This is a genomic window from Nostoc sp. TCL240-02, assembly GCF_013343235.1.
Classification (GTDB): Bacteria; Cyanobacteriota; Cyanobacteriia; order Cyanobacteriales; family Nostocaceae; genus Nostoc.
The window spans coordinates 5,274,905-5,297,016 of record NZ_CP040094.1 but is presented as its reverse complement, the minus strand read 5'-3'; the positions used below and the strand labels follow the sequence as shown (position 1 = coordinate 5,297,016).

The following is a 22,112-nucleotide window of genomic DNA, read 5'->3' as shown; positions in this document are numbered from 1 at the left end:
TAAAATTTAGTTTAGGTGGTAAGTTGACCAATGTCTTCCTGTCTTCTCTTATTAAAATACTGTTTGTTTACTATCTATGTAAAAAATCTATATACTTCAGAAAAAGAATTACTTGATCGTTTATATATTCCTAATATATGATGATATTTTAGGCGCTTTATCACTAGCAGATCAAAATCAGCTATTTTGACACAAAGCTTAAAATAAATGTTCAAATGACGGCAACCTACTTTCTTTTTCATCCATTAAAACCACAATTTCAGTAGATTACATAATTGTGCCATTGTGTCAATAAATATCTGATAGAAAATATCAAAATGTAGCATTGCTATGTCTCTACAAAGGTTATAGATAAGGCATATTTAATTTCTGGAGATGTCTAATACAACGGGAGCATCTCACTTTTTAAAGTGGCTCAAACTGACAATAATCCATTGAGGTAAGCACAGCGATGGGCTAGGACTTGAGGCACATTTTCTCGTTTCCATTGTGCCCCGGAAATTTTTGTTCGACGGTCAACCTGTTTAACGGCAGATTCAACTGAACCTGAACCAATTGAACAAATTTCTTCAGCTTGATAATATTCGTAGTTGATAATGCGATTGCGATGCTTATCAAGATAACGGCAAAAGTTTTGTACTTGTTTGCCTTTACAATCTGTAAATAAGGCAATAGTAGCCTCAACTTGGCCTTTCCATAGTAGATTTTGTGCTTGTTTCAAGCGTTTTTGTGAACCCCCAACTTTGTGGAGGTTTTCTATTAAATGGAACCAATCAAGTATTTCTCGACGTTGTGCATCAGGTGCTAATTGGTCAATTATATTCCAAATGCCGTCATGTCCATCACCAATACAAGTGAGTGGGCTAGCCAGTGGTTGGTCATTAACCCAATCAATCACAATCTGATTATTCTGAAATGAAGTTCCCAAGATTCCGAGATGATGTAAGCTAATTGCTTTATAGCCAAGCCATGCACATATTTGACCTTTAGGAGTTCGGACACGGATGTTTCCACCATCGACGCTTAATTCTTCAATTGTCTGTTCTGGTGTTGGCAACTCAAAATTCTGGCGATGCACTAATCTCTGTTGACTGCTGTGAGAAACCTCTATGCCCGTAAAATACTTGATGTCTGATGCCGCATCTTCATAGCTGACATTCGCACTTACCCTCAAACAACAAGTTTCTAGATATGGACTCAGTTGAGTACTTGGTGCGACTTCTAATTCAATGGCTTGTTTGCTCGTTATTGCTAACTCTCCAAGAATGCTTTTGAGCCGTCGTTGGTATCCTGCGGTTGTCCCTGTAATCGTTTCGATAAAAAAACCCCTACTTCTGGCATAACATGCTTCTGCATTTGACTCCGCACTGCTTCTTCAATTGCTGCAAGATTTGTGAGCTTTTCTTTTGACGTATCTTCATACAATATTTTAGCAATCGCCTGAATATGTTTTTGAAGAGCTTGCTTTTGTTCTGGGGTCATCGGTAAGTAAATACACTCGTCTTACCTATCCTGACTGATTTTCGTCTTCTTTGCAAAAAACTGGGATGCTCCCAATACAACTCTTGTGTTTGTAAAACCTAGATAGATGAAGTAGCCGTAGCGATCGCACATGAAGATTAAATGACTCTTAAATGGTGTACGATGGTACTCTTGCATCTTGCTTGAAGGTGATATCTTTCTGAGAACAGCTTTGTTGTTATCAGCTAGATTAATGAGTCGAATTAATGGATTTGTAGGGCGACGTGACTTCTTAAAATTTGCCAGTGTGGTAGGTATTGCAGCTACTGCTTTTGGTGATAGCTTTTGGAATACAGAGCAAACTGCTATTGCTGATATTCACCCAGTTAGCTCTAATCCAGTGAGTCCTAATGAAGCTATCAAACGCTTACTAGATGGGAATCAAAGATTTATCAATCAAAAACGCCAATATCCCGATCAATCATTAGAACATCTGCGATTAGTCGCTAACGCTCAATATCCCTTTGCTGCCATATTGGGCTGTGCAGATTCCAGAGTCCCTGCGGAAATCGTTTTTGATCAAGGACTTGGAGATTTATTTGTCGTGCGAGTTGCTGGGAATGTGGTTAGTGACACAGTTATAGGTAGTCTAGAATACTCTACAACAGTATTAGGCTCGCAGTTGATTGTGGTTTTAGGTCATAAAAGATGCGGTGCAGTGGCAGAAGCAATCAAAAACGAACCACTTCCTGGAAGAATTGGTTTGATTATTGAGGGCATCAAACCATCTGTTGAAAGGGTAAAGTTAAGAACGGGTGATAATATGCAAAATGCAGTTATTGCCAACATTCAATATCAGACTGAAAAATTGCAGGAAAGCTCGACAATTTTAGCTAAATTGCTCAGTGAAGGTAAACTAAAAATTGTTGGTGCTTGTTACGATATTGACACTGGCAAAGTCAACATAATTACTTGAATACATAATACCTTTTAGGCGTACTATTCTGAGCTTAATAATGTTATAAACAATTATTATTTATCAAATATTTTTATGTGTAGGCATCACCATGCCAAAAAGGTAAATTGGACGTTAAACTTTAGAAATCATGAAATTATAACTGCTGACAGGGAGCAGAATAAACTTATAACCAAAACTGTCGATAGTCTTCGATATACTGCCGTATGGTTAGAGGTGAACGATTGAGCAATTGCTCAGTATCAGATGTGATGTTGCCTGCCAATCCTAACCGAGCTGTAGTGTAGATTCATACCATTACTAAAATAAAGTCTATTGACAACCCCGATGAGCGCATTTGTAGAATAAACTTTAGCAGAGAAGGATGATAGCGTATCGGTTTACCTAAAATCGATGTGAAAATATCTGCTACTTTGTAATAAGTTAAGGCTTCTGCACCCGTAAGGGGATATGCTTTTCCCTGATGCCCATCCTCAAGTAAAGTACGAACTGCAACGGCAGCAATATCCCGTACATCAATGAAGCTTGTTTTCCCGTTACCAGCCGGAAGAAGCAATTCTCCACGAACTTTGATGTCTTCTCTGTGTGTGGTATTAAGATTTTGCATAAAAAAGCTGCACCGTAAAAAGGTGGCTTTAATACCCAATTGGTTTATATAGCGTTCAATTTGGGAGTGTGGTACAAAAGGGTTGCGTTCGACTCCGAGTATTGAAAGAAATACGATATGCTCAACGCCTGCAAGTTTTGCAGCATTTAAAGCTGGGGCAATTTGAAGACGAATATTAGCAAGGGCAGGCGGACGCACTAAAAAAAGTTTATTGACTTGAAAAAAAGCATAATCAAAGGTGTTAGGATTAGTAAAGTCGAAGGGTATGGTTTGGATATTGCTGCCTAAGAGGTGTTTAGCGCTGTTTGGATTTTTAACTGCGGCACAGACATTACAATCGTGGGATTGCAGTAAGCGAAGAACTTCTTGTCCGACGTTTCCAGTTGCACCTGTCACTAAAATTTTCAGCATAATCAGCTATTACTGTTACTTATTAAGAACACCGTTTTGATTTATAAAATTATTTGCTTGGTGCAAGGGCGATAAGGAGGCAACAGGCAATAGGCAAGAAGCTTCTTTGAATTGTACTGAATTTTTTAAAAAATCAAATACGAGTTCTATAATATCAAATGGCTGAAATACCTAAATTGCGTGTAGTAAAGTTTTCAGACTTTTTCTTCCGTCGAACTCAGGTTAAATCAAGCAAGAATCGGTAAGGTGATGACAAATTCAGTTCCTTTGCCTGGCGTAGAATCCACATCCAAACTCCCGTCATGTTTCTCTACCACAATAGACTTAGCAATCGCTAATCCTAAACCCGTTCCTTTACCTACCTCTTTGGTAGTAAATAAATGATCGAAAATCTTTTGTTTGACTGCTTCATTAATCCCTTGACCATTATCAGCAATTGATATTTTTACATATTTATCTGCCTTTAATGTTGTAATTGTAATCCTGTTATAATTAGCTTGAATTTCAGCAAAGGTCTGCCCAATATTTGATTCTTCAAACACGTCAATTGCATTAGCTATAATATTCATAAATACCTGGTTTAATTGGCCTGGAAAACAATTAACTAAGGGTAAGTCTCCATAGTTAGTAATTACTTCAATGGCGGGATGTTCTTCATTTGCTTTTAAGCGATGTTTGAGGATTAATATTGTACTATTAATTCCTTCATGTATATTAAATGGCACTTTATAATCTTTGTCAGCACGGGAAAAAGTACGGAGACTAGTACTAATATTTGTCAACCTGTCGCAAGCTACCGCCATTGCATCTATCATTTTGGGTAAGTCTTCCAAGACATAATCTAAGTCAATTTCTTCGGCATGATCTTTGATTTCATCACTCTTGTTGGTCAAGGTGTTTTGATATAGATTTAAGTGTTTAACAATATCATTCAGAGTGGGTTTAGCTTGTTGAAGAGTAGCAAAAATAAAACCTAATGGATTATTCATTTCATGTCCTACTCCAGCAACTAAATTACCTAGCGCAGACATTTTTTCACTTTGGACAATTTGCAGTTGTGCTTGTTGCAAATCTTGTAATGCAATTCCTGCTTGTTGATAAAGTCGAGCATTTTCTAGAGATATTGCTGCTTGAGAAGACAATAAGTGAATGACTCTGAGACGAGCGCTAGAAAATACTCCTTGAGTCAGTTTATTTTCTAGGTAGAGAATTCCCACTAAATGCCTTTGATTAATAATCGGAGTACAAAATATACTTTTGGGTTGATATTGCAGTATATATTCTCCAATTAAACCAGGGATATCTGTTTTGCAATTGTCAATCACAACTGTTTGGTGGGTATTTTTGACATAATAGATAATATTTAAAGGAAGGTCTCGAAAATTATCTAGTGATTGAGATTCGAGTATAGTCTGCATTTCTTTATGCTCAATAAAAGTAATTGCTCTAACTTGCCAAGTATCTTTTTCGGGAAGCAGCAGTACAGCTTTTTTCGCACCAGAGTTTTCTATGATAATACGAGTTAGGCTGGCAATAAGTTGCTCTAATTCCAGAGAACTGGAAATAGCAATAGCTGCTTTGAGGACAGAGGTAAAATCCAGACCATCGGAAATAGCAATACTGCCAGTGCTATTGGTGCAACTAGATGAGGAAGTCCCACGCAAGCTAATAGTTTCTAGGGGGTTGAGGGTAAATCGTTGCTGTTCTAAGATGGGTTTGAGAAGTTGAGGATAGCATTTTTCTAAGTTCAAGATTTTGGCTTTTGCACCCCAACGGCTATAGCAATATCCCTCTTCTGTCACTCTCCGAGATAAGCAAGTAGTAAATAAGTGAAATCATCCAGAAGCAAAAAAGGGTTTAAATTGGTTCATGGCACAAATTAAATGATTAAATCCTAGCAATAAATGAGAATTTGGAAAAATATCTAACCAGGGATAAATCAGCCAAAATAGTAAAAGAGGTTGGACAATTAAACGAAGATTATTAAGAGTATTCTTCCATCCAGAATTATGATTCCATTGTTGATGATGAGAAAAATCTACACAATTAACATAACTAGTACCTATCACCTCAGTTTCAATTTGAAGAGATTGATTTAAGGCTAAAAAGGCTGGGGAATTTAGACTAATCATTGTGTAAACACAAAAAATAATTTCCCACCATCTCTCTATATGTTGAAAATTTGTCAAGCGATAATCTGTCCAGCCGAGTTCCTGTTTACATTGTCGAAACCCATATTCTACCCAGGTTCTTAATCCATATAAATCGCCTAAAGTTTTTTTGAGATTTCCTTGAAGATTCGTCATGACAAATGAAGTGGAATTATCCGGCATTGTTTCTGGATCAGTAGTTATTTCCCAGTAAGTTATGGCTCTTTTTTTACCATAAATTATTTCTCGGATATATCTGATTTCGGATTTTTTATTACTAAATGTTCTCTCAAATTTGCACCACTTGTTAGCTCTAACGCTCTGATTAGCTGGTAGCCAGACTCCGTGATTACTTCTAATTGCTACAACATAAGCTAATTCATATTCATTGAGCTTTTTGATGAATTTGCTACTTTCACCATATAAACTATCGGCTAATACTAATTCAATATTAAACCCCTCATTTATTAATTCTGTAATAATTTCTGACGCTAACTCTATTTTGGTTTTATATTTATCTCCTGATTTGAGCGTCCCTTTCGGTTTAAATACTTTGAAACTTAATGGAAATGTTACATTTTCATAAACTCCATAAGCATTGACTGATACTATTCCATTATCTATTTTTCCTACACTCCCTAGATATTGTCTTGCAACATAATCTGTCTTTTTACCTTTTTTCCTATCTCCAGTTTCATCTATTACTACGGTTATCGCCTGACTATTTAATGCTTTCTTTAATTTATCTAATCTTCGGCTCTTTAATTTATTTGCTGACCAATCTGAATAGGCTATGAAATGATGTAATGACTGTGCCGAGTTTATACTTACTACTTTGGCTATTTCTGGTAATGATTTTCTTTTTATTGGTGCAATTATCCCTAAATGTAAATATTTGAAGCATTCATAATTTCTTACTTCTTTGAACAGGTCTTTATACTCTGCACAATATTCATCTATGATCGCAACTGTTGGCTGGGCATCTCTTGCCAAATGTTTTAGGATTTGTAATTCTACATCCATTGCCCTGCTTACCTGAAGAGAGTTTTTTCTTTTAATCCTTTTATTCAGAATACTCGGAAAGTGACAGAAGAGGGATATAGCGGTTATCAGTCTTGTGAGGTACAGTAGCAGCAGTGAGTAAACCAACCCAGCAAATTCTCTATTGTCACTTCTGCGAATGCCGTATCTAATGCCTGGAGTAAATCAGGGTATGTCCTTGCACCGATGCGACGGAGAATGTTCTTAATCTTGGACCAACAATTCTCAATCGGTGAAAAATCGGGAGAATAGGGGGGGAGATAAATGAGATGAGCGCCAGCAGCGATGAGCAAAGCTTCAAGTTCATCACTTTTATGGATTGAGCAGTTATCCATGATCACCACTGCACCAGGCCAAAGTTTGGGTACGAGCTTTTGGGCGATGAAGGCATCAAAAGTCAAAGCATCGATAGAACCTAAGCCACTCCATTGGGTGAGCAGTCCTTTCAAGCTAATTGCACCAATTACCGAGACATTTTTCCCTTTGCGGTTGGGCTTTTGAGCATAGCCTGAAGCGCCAGGCAAGGCGCGGGCACATTTGCGGATGAAGGACAGATTAACTCCCGATTCATCTAAGAAAATCAGCTCTTCGACGGGTATCCCCCTCAAGAGTTTCCAGTACTCAAATCGGGCTAGTTGGACTTCATCACTACCTTTTTTTGTGAGGTGGAGACTTTTTTTTTGAGGTTGAGGTGAAGTTTCCAGCGAACCATCCGATTCACCGTAGCTACCCCAATTAAGACCTCTGTTTTCTCGTAAAGTCGTTCCCGCAATTCGCTTAACGTCGCATCGGGCTGTGCTATGACGAGTTGGCGCAGGATTTCTAACTGTTCAGCATTCAACTTTGTTGCTGTCTGCTCAGTCCGCACCTTGGGGCCTATCATCCCCAATTCTCGATGGCGTTTGAGTAAATTTTGCACAAAACTTAAGGTGACACCAAAGTTTTTAGCCAGTTTTCGTTGGGAAATGTCACCGCAGGCATAAGCATCAACTATTTTTTGACGCAAGTCGAGAGAGTAGGCTTTCATCACCACCAATTATCAGTAGAATTGCTCTCTCCTACTGTACTGAAGTAGACTGATAACCGCTATAGTAGGCTTCATGTATATAATCTGAAGCGGCTTTTTCTTTGCCCCAATTGAGGAAAAATTTCGCTGCAAGTTCGTTGGCGAGGGCTTCTTCATAGCCATAACCTTGACATTGAGCTTGAGCAATGGCTTGTTCGTAAAAATCCAGTGCTTCTGCTTTTTGTCCCTTTAAGCGTGCTTTTTCTGCAAGTATTAGCAGACACTTGTGGAGAATATTTTCGGGACAGGCTTTTGCCCAACTGTTTAAGCGTTCCTCTAGGGGAATTAACGCTTGCCAATGGAACTGACGCTCTTGCTCGTCGCTAGCAATTTCAGCTAGAGACAGATGCATTAATGCTACATAAAACACGCTAGAAGGGACTTTGGCATGACTGGAAATGGTGTTTTCAATTATGCTCAGTTGGGGAATTAAATCTGGGTATGTGGCTTTATGGTCAAATAAATAAGCATGACGGATTTTGACAGAATATAACCAAGCCAGATGATAAGGAGTATTGCTATATTTTTGTAAATATTCAGCTTCACTGAAACTATCGTCATCAAAGCTGAAGAGGTTTTTTGTTAAACCAAGAAGATTGCGAATTGGTTGAATAACTCCGACGATTAAAGCATCTAGGTTCTCTAGACTTTTGATGCGACGGAGAAAATCTGCATGAGCTTGGGCGATCGCATATAGTTCATCTAGATTTTTACCATAAGTGAGGCGATCGGAACCACTTTGCATGATCATAAAGCCAACGGTCAGCCAGTTCCCTGCTTCCATACCATACTTGTAGGCATTGTCATAGTATGTATCAGCTTCTCTAATTGGATGACTCCAGCTATGGATATCCGCAGCAAAGAGAAAATTAGTCATTCCCCGGACATCTGCATTATCAAACTGTTCGCAAAGCTGCACTGCCATTTCTCCAAACTGATAAGCTGTTCCCAAGTCTTTGAGGATAGCATTGGCAATTAAGGCATAGCCGGCATAGCTAAAGGGAGACATATCGCTGTTACCATACTGCACAGATAAAGTAGTCATCTTGGCGAGTACCAGCAATCCTAAAGTCGATTGACCATTAAGCCATGCAGCATAGAAGAGAATTTGTAAAATTCGCAACATTTCTGCAATACTGGCATCTACCATTTTGGGAAGATTGAGAATGGATTCAACAGTCTGCTGCTCTAAAAATCTGTTAACTATGGCAATTTCTTTGTCCAGGCTTGCTTGAATCAACTCTTGTTCTGTAGGCATTTCCCAGTCAAGTAGTTGTAAACTTTGGCGTTGCATGGCGATCGCTTCCACATTGCGTCCTTGAAGCTGATATTGAGTCATTTGCACGCGATAAATCACTGCTTTGTCTAGGGGTGTTTGAGCATGGCTTAGTGCTTCCCCATAAAGGACTTCGGCTAGGTCAAAATTACCACACAGATAAGCTGCTTCTGAACCCTCTCGGTGCAAACTGTACATTAGTTCATAGTCAGTCTGCCAAGCAGTTGCAGGTAATAAATCAATCCCAGTAGTACAATAGCTCTGAGATGCTTGATAAGCAGCCGACAGTTTTGCCTTTTGTCCTGCTTGCAGATTTAAGCGAGCCAGTTGTTTTTTCTGTTCATGGGTGGCAATGTTCGAAAGGGAATCATCTTCAGCGATCGCACCTTGTCCCAAATTCAGTTGGTTTACTAGGTCAAAAATCCGTTCTTGTTGCTCCTGCTCGGATAACCCTTGCAATAACAATTGACCAATCATCAAATGTGTTTTTTGTTTTTGATCTGACGGAATTAAAGAATAAGCTGCTTGTTGGATGCGATCGTGTAGAAATTTATATCCAATAATTTCGGAATTTTCTGGAGTAACAGCTTGATTTTCCAAGCCCACAAAAAACTTATAAACCTCACTTTGAGGTAAAACCAAACTTTCCTGTAAAGCATTCCACAAACAAACAGCCGTTTCTATTTTTGATTGTTTAGAAACAATCGCTAATGTTTCTAAATCAAACTGATTACCAATACAGGCAGCTAATTTTAAAATACCTTGAGTTGATGCTGGCAACTTTTGTAATTGCAATGCCATAAATTCAACGATATCATTTGTGAGCGATCGCTGATTTATTTGCGTGATATCACATTGCCAACATCCCAACTCTAAGTTAAATTCAATTACTCCATCTTGATGTAATGCTTTAAGGAACTGTGTAGCAAAAAATGGATTACCTTGAGTTTTCTGAGCTACTAAGCGAGAAAGAGTCCATGCCAAATTTTCTGAGCATTGAAGTGTGTCAGCAACTAATTGATTTACCTGCCCTTGACTCAGTGCTGCTAAAGTAATCGTATTAATCGTGGCTGCTGTTTTTTGGATATCATTCAAAGTCAACATTAACTGGTGTGCTGGGTTGACTTCGTTATCACGATAGGCACCAATTAATAAAAAATGCTTTGTATCAGCCATTAATAACTGCATTAACATCAGTGATGCCGAATCAGCCCATTGCAAATCATCTAAAAACATCACTAATGGATGTGCATCACTCGTAAAGATTTTGGTGAATTTCTGGAATAATAAATTAAATCGATTTTGGGCCGCAGTTCCTGATAATTCTGTAGTAGGTGGTTGTTGACCAATAATTCTTGATAATTCGGGGATAACTTCAATAATTACCTGTCCGTTCTCACCAACCGCTTCTAAAATCTTAGTTTTCCATTGCTGAATTTGAAGATCGCTTTCTGTTAACAATTGTGCCATTAAATTTCGGAAAGCTTGCACAAAAGCACTGAAGGGAATATTACGATTAAATTGGTCATATTTACCTTTAATAAAATAACCTTGTTGACGAACAATCGGTTTATGAACTTCGTTAACAACCGCAGTTTTACCAATCCCAGAAAACCCCGCTACCAGCATCATTTCTGTAGCACCTTGGCTAACTCTTTCAAATGCTTGAAGCAGGGTTTTTACTTCTGTTTCTCTTCCATAGAGTTTGTCGGGGATAATGAAGCGATCGCACACATCTCTTTGAGCAATTGAAAAACTCTCAATTCTGCCAATTTCGTTTAACTGATGTAAACAAATTTCTAAATCGAATTTCAGCCCTAATGCGCTTTGATAACGATCTTCGGCATTTTTTGCCATTAATTTGGTTATGATGTCACAAAGAACTTGGGGAATTTCTTCGCTATTTCCTAAAAGTGGAGGTTGTTTCGCAATATGACAATGCACTAACTCCATCACATCGTTTGATTGAAAGGGTAACTTTCCTGTAAGTAATTCATAAAAAGTAATACCTAAAGAATAAAAGTCAGCCCGGTAGTCAATTCCCCGATTCATCCTTCCTGTTTGTTCTGGGGAAATATAAGCCAGCGTACCTTCTAATACATTAGGGCTGATGAGCGTTTGGGTTTCTCGTGGTAATAAAGAGGCAATACTAAAGTCAATTAGCTTTATTTGCTTAGTTTCAGGATTAATTAATATATTGGCGAGTTTTATATCTTTATGAATAATTCGATGACGGGAAAGTATATCTAAGGCATCACATAAAGATATTGCGATTTGTAAAAATTCATTTAGGGATGAAACATTATGATTGTTGGCGAAATAATCCTTAAGAGAAATTCCCCCAAAGTCTTCCATCACCAATATATAAACATTCTGGTATACTTCCAGAGTATAGGTTTGGATGATTTTGGGATAGTTGAGATTTTTGGTAATGGTGTACTGATTACGAAATTGTACGAGTTCGCTAAATGTAGGATAAAGATTTTTTAGCAGTTTAATCACCACTGGTTTTTGGTCAGTTTCCCGATATCCCTGATAAACTAGGGTTCTAGAGCCGTTATAAAGTTCTTTGCTAACTTGATAACCGGGGATACTGACTTGGCTACTAAACATACTGGGCTCATCCTTCGAGATTTTTTATGGCTCCTCTAATATCAATCATTTAAACTCTGACTGCATTGGTAGAATTAATGACATTTACTTCAAGGAATAATAAACAAATCTCTCGGATGTTTTAATTAGGGCGTGTTTTAAAAGTCGATAAAACTGTTGAAAATTCTAAAGATTAATCAATTTAGCATTTATCTATAATTCTTGTACCGCAGCATCAAGGCGAATTTACAGAGCGGTAATGGAAGTCACAGTGAAACACTTTTCATTTTAGGAGAGAGAAATAAAAGTGAAGTTTTCCAGATGCCGTGAGAAGTCAGGTTCCAAATTGAGATCAGCACCTTTCTGTAAATCCGCGATCGCACTCTGTTTATCTGCCAATGTATAATGGGCTACCCCCGACGAGTGTAAGTGGCAGCCAAGTTAGGATTAATCCGCAAAGCTTGATTAAAATCAGTAATTGCTCCCTTCTTGCCTCCCAACTCAAAGCGAGCAATTCCTCGACTGGCGCAAGGTTGGGATTAATTCGGAAAGCTTGGGTATAATCAGCGATCGCTCCTTATTTATCTTCCAACTGATATACTTCTTGACAACGACGTTCGACAGTCCACTCTTGCGAAAAGTAATTCTGAGAAACCCATTTACTCATTGGCACTTTTCTCCTATCCTAGGTACGAGCAAATGTTATGGGTACACCGTTACTCTTTTCGCAGTAGAAGGTTGTCCCTCTAACGTAGCTAGGGTGATTGATGCTTAAAATTGTGGTAAATGCAGTCAGCGAAGCTGTTACAATCTCTATCGATCTTTGACTAAATAGCCTTAGTCTCATTAATTAATGCGTGGCTTACTAACAAAACAGCAATATATGTTACTGAAATATTAAGACCTAATTGGTAACAAAGTCTAACGCTTGTTTCCCATAAAGTTGAATACTGAGTCTGTTAATACTCTGCCTTAATAGTTAATAACCTACATTCCGCAGGTAAGAGAGGAGATCAATGGTATTTTTGATGAATGACACCATCAGTATCAGAAATAAGAGTACAAGATATTGACCACTGTGGGATAGTGGCAGGGATTATTGATCAAATGTGTTTGGTAGAGCAAATCAACCAAATACTGGGAACACATCACCAAGAAATAGTCAGTTCAGGTCAAGCAGTCAAAGCAATGATTCTCAATGGCTTGGGTTTAGTAAGTGCGCCACTATACCTATTTGAGAAGTTCTTTGTAGGCAAAGCCACAGAGCATTTACTAGGGGAAGGTATAAGTCCAGAACACTTGAATGATGACCGCTTGGGCAGAGTCTTGGACAAACTGTATGAAGCGGGATTAACACAAGTATTTGTGACAGTAGCACTGGCAGCAGCCAAGAAGTTTGGGGTGGAAAAGGACAGTTTACACTTGGATTCAAGTTCGTTTCATGTGCATGGAGAATATACCAACAACTCAACAGAAGGTTCAGGCAAGCCAAGAGAGATAACAATCACAAAAAGGATACTCAAGAGATCATCGACCAGACCTGAAACAGTTTATTGTAGACCTGATGTGCAGTGGAGACGGGGATATTCCTCTATATCTAAATCTAAGAGTGGCAGATGGGAATGAAGCCGACTCAGCCGTGTTTGCTCAAATCTTGAAAGAATTTCGTCACCAATGGGAAATAGATGCTTTGTTTGTAGCGGATGCAGCACTCTACACCGAAGGCAATCTTAAACAAATGGATTCTTTGCGATGGCTATCACGAGTTCCAGCCACACTGACTACTGCCCAATTACTCTTGGAGAAAATGAGTCAGGAAGCTTTTGTGGATAGCATAGTCACAGGCTACCGAATAGCAGAGTGTTGCTGCGATTATGGTGGAGTCAAACAGCGTTGGCTAGTGGTGGAAAGTGAAGCCGTGCCGCAGCAGATTTAAAGCAACTGGAAAAACGTCTGACTAAGCACCTCCAACAAGCACAATCTCAACTGCGACAGTTGTCACAACAAGAATTTGCTTGTGCCGCAGACGCGATACAGGCTTCAGGGCGTTTTGAGGCTCAGCAACGCTTTCATGAACTTGCTGAACTAGAAATTATCGAACACAAACGCCATGCCAAATCAGGCAGACCACGTAAAGATGCTCAACCACAACAGTGTTACTATCAAATTCGTGCGACTGTTGTACCTAACGAGCTAGCAATTGCCACTGAAAAACAACGAGCCGGACGTTTTATTTTGGCTACCAATGTTCTTGATGCTCAACAATTGAGCAATGATGACTTACTCAAGCAGTACAAAGCCCAGCAATCTACTGAGCGTGGTTTTCGTTTTCTCAAAGACCCTTTATTTTTTACCAGCAGTGTTTTTCTCAACTCGAAAGAACGTGTTGCTGCTTTAGCAATGGTCATGGGTCTATGCTTGTTAGTTTACACTTTGGGACAACGGGCGTTACGCCAAGCTCTAGCTCAAGCAAAACAAACCATCAACAATCAATTGGGTAAACCAACTGCCTCTCCTACGATGCGGTGGGTGTTTCAATGTTTCATGTCGATTCATCTGGTAACGATCGCTGGCTTTCAACACATTACCAATCTTACTGACGAACGACGATGGATTCTCCAATTTCTTGGTGCGCCTTGCCGAAAATATTATCTTCTCACCTGATATACCTGCGGAATGTGGGTTAATAATATTTTAAACTAGGTATTACCTACTTTTTATATTTATATAACTACAATACACATAGTGTAATTTTTTATACGTATAATGAAAAATTTATTTACCAAAACAGCAGAATTGCTTCACCAAAATTTCCAAAAGTATTTGCGCTCGCTTAACAATTGGTTTTTCAATACACCAGAAAGGGCGCTCTTAGAAGCTCAACAAGCCGCTCAGAGAATTAAAAACATCGAAATAGAACATTTTGAAGGTAAAAAAATATCTTCAGAATCAGTAAAATATACTGAAACCGCGATGTCTTATTGGCAAGTCTATCTTGATAAAAACTTAACTATTATCAAGTTCAGGCTGGCAGAATTCCAACTTAGTCGGGGAATTGTCAATATCTCTAATTCTGTTTTATTAGAAAAGCTGAAGGTGATTGATGAAGTTGTAGAGAAATACGCTATCAAAGATGAGCTGATTAGTAACAGTGAGTTATTGTCAAATTATAAACCACTGAAAGTTACTCAGAGTGAAATCAATAAACAATCAGAGTTATCTAATATTAAACGTCTGCCTCCCAATCAAAAAGTTAGAGCTTTGCCCGGATCTATTGGCAGAACTATTAATAAAATTAAAGGAGATTTTTCACCACAGGGAGAAGAAGAATTTGTCAGAAATTACCGAATTTCTAAAAATAAAACAAAGATTGGTCTAAGATTTTTACTTACTTTAATTATTGTTCCACTTTTGACTCAGATTTTATCTAAACAATTCTTAGTTATTCCTCTATTAGAAAAGACTAGAGGAGAGAATACATCTCAAATTTTCATCAATTCTGACATGGAAAAAGAAGCTATCCATGAATTATCTAATTTTCAACAAAATTTGAGGTTTGAATCTTTATTAAATAATGCGCCAGCACTTTCTTCGGAGGTAATTAAAGAAAAAATAAAGGACAAAGCAATTGAGATAGCTGAGGAATTTAATCTAAAAACTAATAGTGCTGTTAGTAATGTTTTTGCTGATTTGATATCATTAATTTCTTTTAGTCTAATTATCGTTTATAGTAAAAGAGAAATTGTGATTGTGAAGTCTTTCATAGATACTATAGTCTATGGATTGAGCGATAGTGCTAAGGCTTTTATAATTATTCTCTTTACAGATATATTCGTAGGATTCCATTCCCCAGATGGGTGGGAGGTTCTTCTGGAAGGATTTGCAGAACATTTAGGTTTGCCAGCCAGTAGAAATGCAATATTTTTATTTATTGCGACATTTCCTGTAATTTTAAACACTATCTTTAAGTACTGGATATTCCGCTATCTGAGTCGCTTATCTCCGTCGGCATTAGCAACATTAAAAGAGATGGATGAGTAATTTATAATTCATAATTATATTATTTTGATGCATTTTTCTAATGATTCGCTAGGCTATGTATATCCTAGTTTTTCTGAAGCATACTATGGATTTTGAAAGTAAAGCCAATGCCCCAACATCCACAGACAATATAGAGTTTGCTCAACAAACTACTAACCGTAAGCCATTGCAAGTGCTGCGAGATACCGAGGCTTTACTACGCCGCCCAACTGTAGCAATACTGTCGCCGATTTTGCCATCAAAACTGAGCAATAAATTCCAAGTAACCTCATCTTTAGCAGATGACTCCTTTAAGGAATTGGCAGAAATTGACCTAGACACTATTAGTGATTTTGAACTGCGACCTGTACGAATTCGTGTTGGCTTAAGCTTTGTTGGTTTTGGGGCACTGATGATATTAGTGCTACTACTGTACTTGAACACCTTGCATCCAGAACTCAGCACTGGTGAGCAGATTCGGCAATACTGGTATCAATATGTTTGGTTTGTTAGTTTGGGTGTTGCAGGGATGTTTATGTTGGGTCGAGAAGCAATGCGTCCTATGCCGAAACGACGGAAATAATTCTTAAGGAAGCAGGTTGAAAGACAGGTGTAGCTACAGCTATATTTGGTATTTTAGGATTTATTGCATTTAGAGTTTCTTCTATAGGACTTACACAAAACATCGTATGAATTGAGGTTGAGCAAACACACGTCAGTTGATAACCCGCAACTGGAGTTACTTATCAGCCTTACCAGCATTTTTGATACCTTGCCATCTTTGCCGCAGTCGCTTCAAGTTAGGCGTATGACCACCATAACGCCAGCCAACATAAGCTTGGCTAATCTCATCTATTACTTCAGCAGTGGCTAGAGGATGATGCTGGTACGATCCTCTGGCATACTCTAAAGGTGTTTGTGCTGGATGTTTACCTAAACCTTTTTGGGTTGTCCATTGCAGCATTTGTTGATAAAGGCTTTCCATTGCTGGCAATTTCTTTAACCATCGGCGGTTGCGCCACTCTCGCCACTGACCCCAACCCAGCCAACCGAAGAAAGCCGCTGTAGTTACCAAGATTAAGCCAGTTAATATACCAAACCAACCTTGAGAAAATAAAGCTAAAAACCAAGCGATCGCTCTAATCACCCACTTAAATATTGTCTCAAATACATTATTCAATAAACCTGTCACTGGAGAAGGTAGCCATCCAGCAACCCAGTGCCATAACTGGCGCAATACACTAAAAGTCTGAGTATCTTCTACTGATGGAGGTATGAGGGGATGATTGGGAATCGGGTCAAAGGCAAACCAGCCATATTTGGGAAAATATACTTCTGTCATCGCATAAGCGTCAGTATTACGGACAACATATAGCCCAGTAAATGGATTAAATTCTCCTGAACTAAACCCTGCCACTAACCGCGCTGGGATACCAATGGAACGTAGCATCACCGTGAGAACTGTGGAGAAATGGTCTGGATAACCGCCTTTATATTTGAATAAAAAAGCTTCTACTAAATCATCTTTTTCTCCCAAATAAGGCAAATCTAAAGGATTTTGGGGAAGAGAGTAACGTTGCTTTAAATATTGAGCTAAGTAGAGAGCCTTTTCATAGGCTGAATCTAGGCTTTTAGAAGACTTTGTGACTCCTTCCCGACTGTAGTTAGCAAGGATTTCTTCGGTACGTTGTTGGACTTTTTCAGTAATTTCGGGAGGAATTTGCAGATAATGCTGTTTAATATCTCGTGGATATTTAGTAGAAGCTTCACCTAATTTAGTGCGATCGCGGTATGGTACTTCAGAAATTACCGTGTAGGTGAGTCCTTCTGATAATTCCACAGGCGATCGCAATCCATCTTCTTTATCAACCGCAACCATCGGTGTCGGAAAGTAAATATCTTTGGGATAAGCCATCGCCGGAATTAGGTTAGGCAAGTCCGCCACTACTGTATAAGTTTGTACTATTTCTTGGGTTTTAGCAGTAGTCAGAGGTGGGTTCAGGAAAATTTGGTAAGACCAAGGCGATCGCTTGATGGTCGTAACATCTTCATTACGGGAAACTTCCCATCCTTTACCCGTATAGCGGTCAAATCCTAGTACTCGCCAAAAACCCTCAGCTTGCGATCGCACCCGCATCACAACCTTGGGTTTCATCTCACCGCGCAGATTTTGGTTAATTTGGCTATTAAAACCGTAATAAAAGTTATTATCTACCTTACCTGGTTCACCACTTCGGACTTGTCCCGTACCACTGCCTTGATTATTACCACTACCTTGACGGACATAACCGGGATTGATGATAGTACGCCCTGTAAAATTACCTTTTAACTGGATAGCAGAACTCACAGGAAAATTCCGTAATTGATAACCAGGAAATCTTGGTAAAACAGCAAAAATTGCCAGTCCTAGACTGACAATTAGTAAAAAAGTCAGAGTTAAAAATTTAAAATTAAGAGTTGAGGAATTCTTTGGGTTGAATTTTTCCTTTTGAGTTTTTAATGGCTGCAAACCCAAACGTGAGCGATAATCTAGTACTAAAGTTGGCAGAGCGATCGCTAAAAATAACAGCAAAACGGGTGCAAATGCTAAAGTCTGACTTAACGTTGCCGCCACACCTAATAAAATCAGTCCTATAACAATTGAATAGCCCAAATTTTTCCGGCGGGGTGTATCAAAGCTGTGCAACACCTGAAGTTGAATTAATAACTCCGCCAAACCCAACCGTGTATCATTTAACTCTCCCACTAACCGCCCAAAGAAGCTACCGAGTGCCATTAACATTCCGATAGCGATGCAAAATTTAACTGCAACATTGGCATCGCGGCGACGATAATAACTCCAAATAGCACCCGATACACTTAGGGGTAACGCCCAAAAACTGAATGAAGTCTCGGCGGCGATATCTGTCGCCCCAATTCCCAAAATAACCAATGCTAGCACCAGCACCCGTAAGGGAATTGAATCTTCCACTTCTGTCAAAGGCGAGCGCTGCAAATTTTGCCGCCAGAAATTACCCACAGGGACACGCCAAAACCGATTCATCCTGGATAAGTTGAGCATTTCGAGTCTAAGTTATAGATGCCACGGAAACAATGTTGAGGACGAAACTATTCGCCCTACTGTAAAGTATTCCCGTTAGAAGAAGCTTTATTATCCTGTCTTCATTCATTTATCAAGGTTTAGCGCCTATTTTTACAAAATAAAAAGGTTGAAAATAGAGTTTTCAACCTTTGCTTCCCTTCTCCTGTCGTAGGGTGTCTATTGCGCCAAGAGTGAACATAATTTTGTATAAAAAAACAGCACAATCGAATAAATTCGTTGTGAAAAATTGGTTGCTTGGTAAAATAGAGGCGAAATCAGCACAACAAAGTAACTCGTTCCCCAGGCTTTGCTAGTAACTGAGTGGACTGACGAGTATCCACGAACATTCAATTTATGGGATGGAGGGTGAGTCTACACCACTGGTTAACTGTAACCACGCCTAAGTATAAGTAAGCACCCTGTTGCTAGTAGTATCTAGAGACTGAAAAGCCCCAAGGCAACAGCTAGGGAATAGTCACCTTAAGATATGCGGTATTACGTACTAGTATGGTAATTAAAATTACGCAGTGGGATTAATGACAAACAAAAGCGGCTGTTGGTCTATTTCTGGAAACTCAACTTCCAGAGTATAAGTTGGGTTAAGTTGCTCACAACCTAACTCTACACTTAAGTATCCCGAAGTCGAAGATGTTGCCATTGCTAAAGTGCCACTTCCACGAAGTATTAAAGTTCCTTTAACAGGTAACTCAGCCTGAACAAGTAACTTCGTAAGTTTACCTACAGACTGATACTCTACTCTGATGTTCAAATTACCGACAGTGGTTAGCCATTGTCTTTCTACCACTGGATTGGTTGCTGAAAGTGGTAGAGTCAAATTTTCCAGCAGTTGTTTAGCTGCCAGCAACGACAAAGCCATCTGTTGACGCGGCTGTAAATCTGAGTAATCGCTCTGAATATTGGGCAATGTCTCCAGAGTACCGACAGAGCGATAGGTGCTTCTTAGCACCAATCCAGCTATATCGTTTAGTGCTTGAGACTCGTTGGGAAAAAAGTTCTCCACCACTTGAACTAATTTTGCCCCTAGAGGGACTGAAGATGTCACCAATGCCTGACACTGTTCTAGCAATTGCTGGAAAACTCTTTCCGGCAAGGGGCAAGGCAGTTTCAGCTTCGACTGTTGTACCATCCATCCCCAGGTAGGAACGAGCGTCATTGACGGCTCATCAACAAAATCGGGATAGTCGATTAATTGTGTTTCCCAGGGAAACAAAGGTGGGTGGTCTTGGGCTTGGATTTGTAACCGATGTTTAATGACGGCTTGAAAACGATCTTGCACAGTAGGAATTTCTCCCAATTGAAGGGTCTGGGGCGTTACTCCCAATTTTGGCTCACTGCTTTTTGAAGCAGTGGCTTCATTGATGAGTTTTTTTACCCCGTCATTTTCCTCAGATTCTACCGATTGCTCGTTATTTTTGACATCATCTGTCAATAACCAACCGAGATACTGGTATTGTGAGGATTCTGAGTCACTATTCATGAGTAGATGCACCTGATCCGGACACTAATGAGTTACGAATTTCCCAAGCTTGCTCAAGAATCTTAAACCACCGTTTTTGAAGTTGTGCCATTGACAGCCCTAAAGTTTTGGCGATTTTTTCATCGGCTTGTCCTTGTTGCTTCAACTCTAATAAAGACCGTTGCTTATTGTCTAGCTGTGCTGTGTATACTTGCCATTGCTGGGGAGTTAAACCCAAATTGGTGTGCAAAGAAGCTTCCAGCCACTCGTGAACTAATTCCCAACGGTGTAATAAAGCAAACCGAATTAAATGATACTTGAAGCGCTGCTGTAAATAATCTCTCTGACGAGGGGTTAAACCTAAAATCGACTCTATTTCTTGTGCTGAGAGATCCTGGAGGCGGAGGGAAAAGTAATCAGCACAGTCAGATTGTTGTCGTTGTTCGAGATAGTTCATTAATTCTGTAACCACAACCGAACGCAAGGTATCTTCTTCAGGTTCGGGTTCGGCTTGCGTTGCCATTGTAGAGCGCAATTGATGCACTGCGGGTTCTTCCCAAGAACCATCGCCTTCGTTATTGCTACCTTCTGCGGCTTGTTCTATATCTACGCTGGTTTCTGGGGGCTGCTGTTGAGAAAAAGTTTGTGCCCGCAGGATAATTAGCTGCTGCTGACGGCCTGGTAAGGGAATGCGTCGTTTGCCGTAGCGCTCGGTAAATGCCATGTACTCAGACAATTCTAGAAGCGTCTGAGGGCGATAAGTAGCACCAAGTTGATTTTCTCGGCGGAAAGCGTTTAATGCTTCCAGATAAAAACTTTGTAAAAAATCTTCGATTATAGTCAGTCGCCCTTGATAACTCAATTGCTTCTGAGGCGGATTAATGTATCGATAAATAATTGCACTCAGAGTACTGTGTAATTCTACCCTGCCCCGATTTGACCCCAACTGATAGTACCTGAGACACTGTTGTAGTCGATGCCGAGCCAGGGTCATCGCCGAGCTTTCTACAGTTCCCGAAGCTTGAATACGTTTGCTCTCATGGCAAATCCGATATACTTCGGTGGTAATACGTGTTGCTACATCATGGCAATTCTGTTCCGAAGCTTTGGTCGATTGTTGAAACTCCTTGGATAGGAGTTGAAAGATCACCTCCACGCCTTTAGAATTTTCTCCCAGAATATTTGCAGATGGAATAGTTGCGGTTGCGGCTGAATTCATAGTCTCAGTTTTCAAAAGACCTTAAGTATTTAAATACAACCTGTACGACTGTGGGTATTGGCTTTTTTGGTTTTACGTATAAGCTAAACGCAGACCAATCCTACATTCAGGATATGGCTGATTTTATTATTCCCAACTTGGATGGGATTGTTCACACTTTGATAGATGTTATTGCCATTACCCAGGAGCCGTATACAAGTCATTATGGATTTAGAAGCACAAATTCAATTGCTGATTGACAATGCACCCCGCGATGGTATGACACCAAATCTGATTGCAGCAATTGCTCCTGCCCTTAGAGCGATCGCTCAAAAATTACGTCATTCCCAGTACTATATTCTCCAAAATTCGGAGGCAAGCTGGGTTTTAACTACCTTGAGCAATCGTGCTAATCCAGGATTGGAAAAGCGCGTTATTTACGCTTTCCCTACCATACAGGATGTCTCTCTAATTTCCCCTGCTGGGCTTGACCCTCAAATGCTAGCTAAAATTGTTCCTGTCACCCATATTTTGTTCCAATTGGTGGCATTAGAACCCGTAGATAGTATCCTTTTTTTGGAAACGCCGGGTAAGACCACTCATACCGTTGAAATTCGGCGAACTGATCTAGAGAAACTCATGCAACAAAGGTTGCGGCAGCAGCGATCGCCTAAACAGATACCCCCTGATATTGCATAGAAAGATTTGGGATGTGGGATTTTTTAGATACAATCCCACATCCCAAATTTTAAATC

The 22,112-nt window shown here is 39.4% G+C and carries 14 protein-coding genes and 2 pseudogenes; 5 read left to right on the top strand and 11 right to left on the bottom strand.

Annotated features, from left to right (window positions below; translation table 11 throughout):
* Positions 1–415 precede the first annotated feature (415 nt).
* Positions 416–1,482, bottom strand: a protein-coding gene (locus FBB35_RS22660; RefSeq protein WP_174708235.1) for an ISKra4 family transposase whose coding sequence is annotated in 2 segments (ribosomal slippage) — positions 416–1,326 and positions 1,326–1,482 — 1,068 coding nt in all. Because the reading frame shifts where the segments join, the coding sequence is not laid out codon by codon here.
* A gap of 232 nt (positions 1,483–1,714) precedes the next feature.
* Between FBB35_RS22660 and FBB35_RS22655 the strand changes: the two genes are divergently transcribed.
* A complete protein-coding gene (locus FBB35_RS22655; RefSeq protein WP_174711514.1) occupies positions 1,715–2,437 on the top strand; it encodes a carbonic anhydrase in 723 nt (240 codons plus the stop codon).
* A gap of 289 nt (positions 2,438–2,726) precedes the next feature.
* Here the strand turns inward: FBB35_RS22655 and FBB35_RS22650 are convergent, their stop codons facing one another.
* The 7 genes and pseudogenes from FBB35_RS22650 to FBB35_RS22625 all read right to left on the bottom strand — a co-directional run bounded on the left by FBB35_RS22650 (position 2,727) and on the right by FBB35_RS22625 (position 12,253).
* Positions 2,727–3,455 carry an SDR family oxidoreductase gene (locus FBB35_RS22650; RefSeq protein ID WP_254625670.1) on the bottom strand — a complete coding sequence of 243 codons (729 nt, stop codon included), beginning with the start codon at positions 3,453–3,455 and terminating at the stop codon, positions 2,727–2,729.
* A 227-nt stretch (positions 3,456–3,682) separates the two neighbouring features.
* Positions 3,683–5,242 (bottom strand): annotated as a pseudogene (locus tag FBB35_RS22645) (ATP-binding protein); the annotation flags it as partial.
* Positions 5,243–5,290: 48 nt separating this feature from the next.
* Positions 5,291–6,628, bottom strand: a complete 1,338-nt coding sequence (locus FBB35_RS22640) for an IS701 family transposase (protein ID WP_174708167.1) — start codon at positions 6,626–6,628, stop codon at positions 5,291–5,293.
* A gap of 86 nt (positions 6,629–6,714) precedes the next feature.
* Positions 6,715–7,254 carry an IS630 family transposase gene (locus FBB35_RS35000; protein WP_254625669.1) on the bottom strand — a complete coding sequence of 180 codons (540 nt, stop codon included), beginning with the start codon at positions 7,252–7,254 and terminating at the stop codon, positions 6,715–6,717.
* Between the two features lie 23 nt (positions 7,255–7,277).
* Positions 7,278–7,673, bottom strand: a complete 396-nt coding sequence (locus FBB35_RS34995) for a transposase (RefSeq protein WP_254625668.1) — start codon at positions 7,671–7,673, stop codon at positions 7,278–7,280.
* 31 nt (positions 7,674–7,704) lie between these two features.
* Entirely contained in the window at positions 7,705–11,601 is a 3,897-nt protein-coding gene (locus tag FBB35_RS22630; protein ID WP_174711512.1) for an AAA family ATPase, read from the bottom strand.
* 556 nt (positions 11,602–12,157) lie between these two features.
* A complete protein-coding gene (locus FBB35_RS22625) occupies positions 12,158–12,253 on the bottom strand; it encodes a hypothetical protein (protein ID WP_368041789.1) in 96 nt (31 codons plus the stop codon).
* Between the two features lie 359 nt (positions 12,254–12,612).
* Between FBB35_RS22625 and FBB35_RS22620 the strand changes: the two are divergent.
* From FBB35_RS22620 to FBB35_RS22610, 3 genes and pseudogenes are all read left to right on the top strand, one after another.
* Positions 12,613–14,244: pseudogene (locus tag FBB35_RS22620) on the top strand (IS1634 family transposase).
* A gap of 102 nt (positions 14,245–14,346) precedes the next feature.
* On the top strand, positions 14,347–15,621 hold the full coding sequence (locus tag FBB35_RS22615; protein WP_174711510.1) for a proton extrusion protein PcxA: 1,275 nt from the start codon (positions 14,347–14,349) through the stop codon (positions 15,619–15,621).
* Between the two features lie 85 nt (positions 15,622–15,706).
* Positions 15,707–16,183: a hypothetical protein gene (locus tag FBB35_RS22610; protein WP_174711509.1), complete on the top strand. Its 477-nt coding sequence runs from the start codon at positions 15,707–15,709 to the stop codon at positions 16,181–16,183.
* Between the two features lie 156 nt (positions 16,184–16,339).
* Here the strand turns inward: FBB35_RS22610 and FBB35_RS22605 are convergent, their stop codons facing one another.
* The 3 genes from FBB35_RS22605 to hetZ form a co-directional block, all read right to left on the bottom strand.
* On the bottom strand, positions 16,340–18,661 hold the full coding sequence (locus FBB35_RS22605; protein WP_254625667.1) for a DUF3488 and DUF4129 domain-containing transglutaminase family protein: 2,322 nt from the start codon (positions 18,659–18,661) through the stop codon (positions 16,340–16,342).
* A gap of 541 nt (positions 18,662–19,202) precedes the next feature.
* Positions 19,203–20,180 (bottom strand): PatU, encoded by a 978-nt coding sequence (locus FBB35_RS22600; RefSeq protein ID WP_174711508.1) that lies wholly within the window; start codon positions 20,178–20,180, stop codon positions 19,203–19,205.
* Complete coding sequence (gene hetZ / locus FBB35_RS22595; RefSeq protein WP_012408510.1) at positions 20,173–21,378, bottom strand: heterocyst differentiation protein HetZ; 1,206 nt, start codon at positions 21,376–21,378, stop codon at positions 20,173–20,175. Before hetZ ends, FBB35_RS22600 begins: the two co-directional genes overlap by 8 nt.
* A 204-nt stretch (positions 21,379–21,582) precedes the next feature.
* Here hetZ and FBB35_RS22590 point away from each other — a divergent pair, with 204 nt between their 5' ends.
* Positions 21,583–22,056, top strand: a complete 474-nt coding sequence (locus tag FBB35_RS22590) for a hypothetical protein (RefSeq protein ID WP_174711507.1) — start codon at positions 21,583–21,585, stop codon at positions 22,054–22,056.
* Positions 22,057–22,112: the final 56 nt, after the last annotated feature.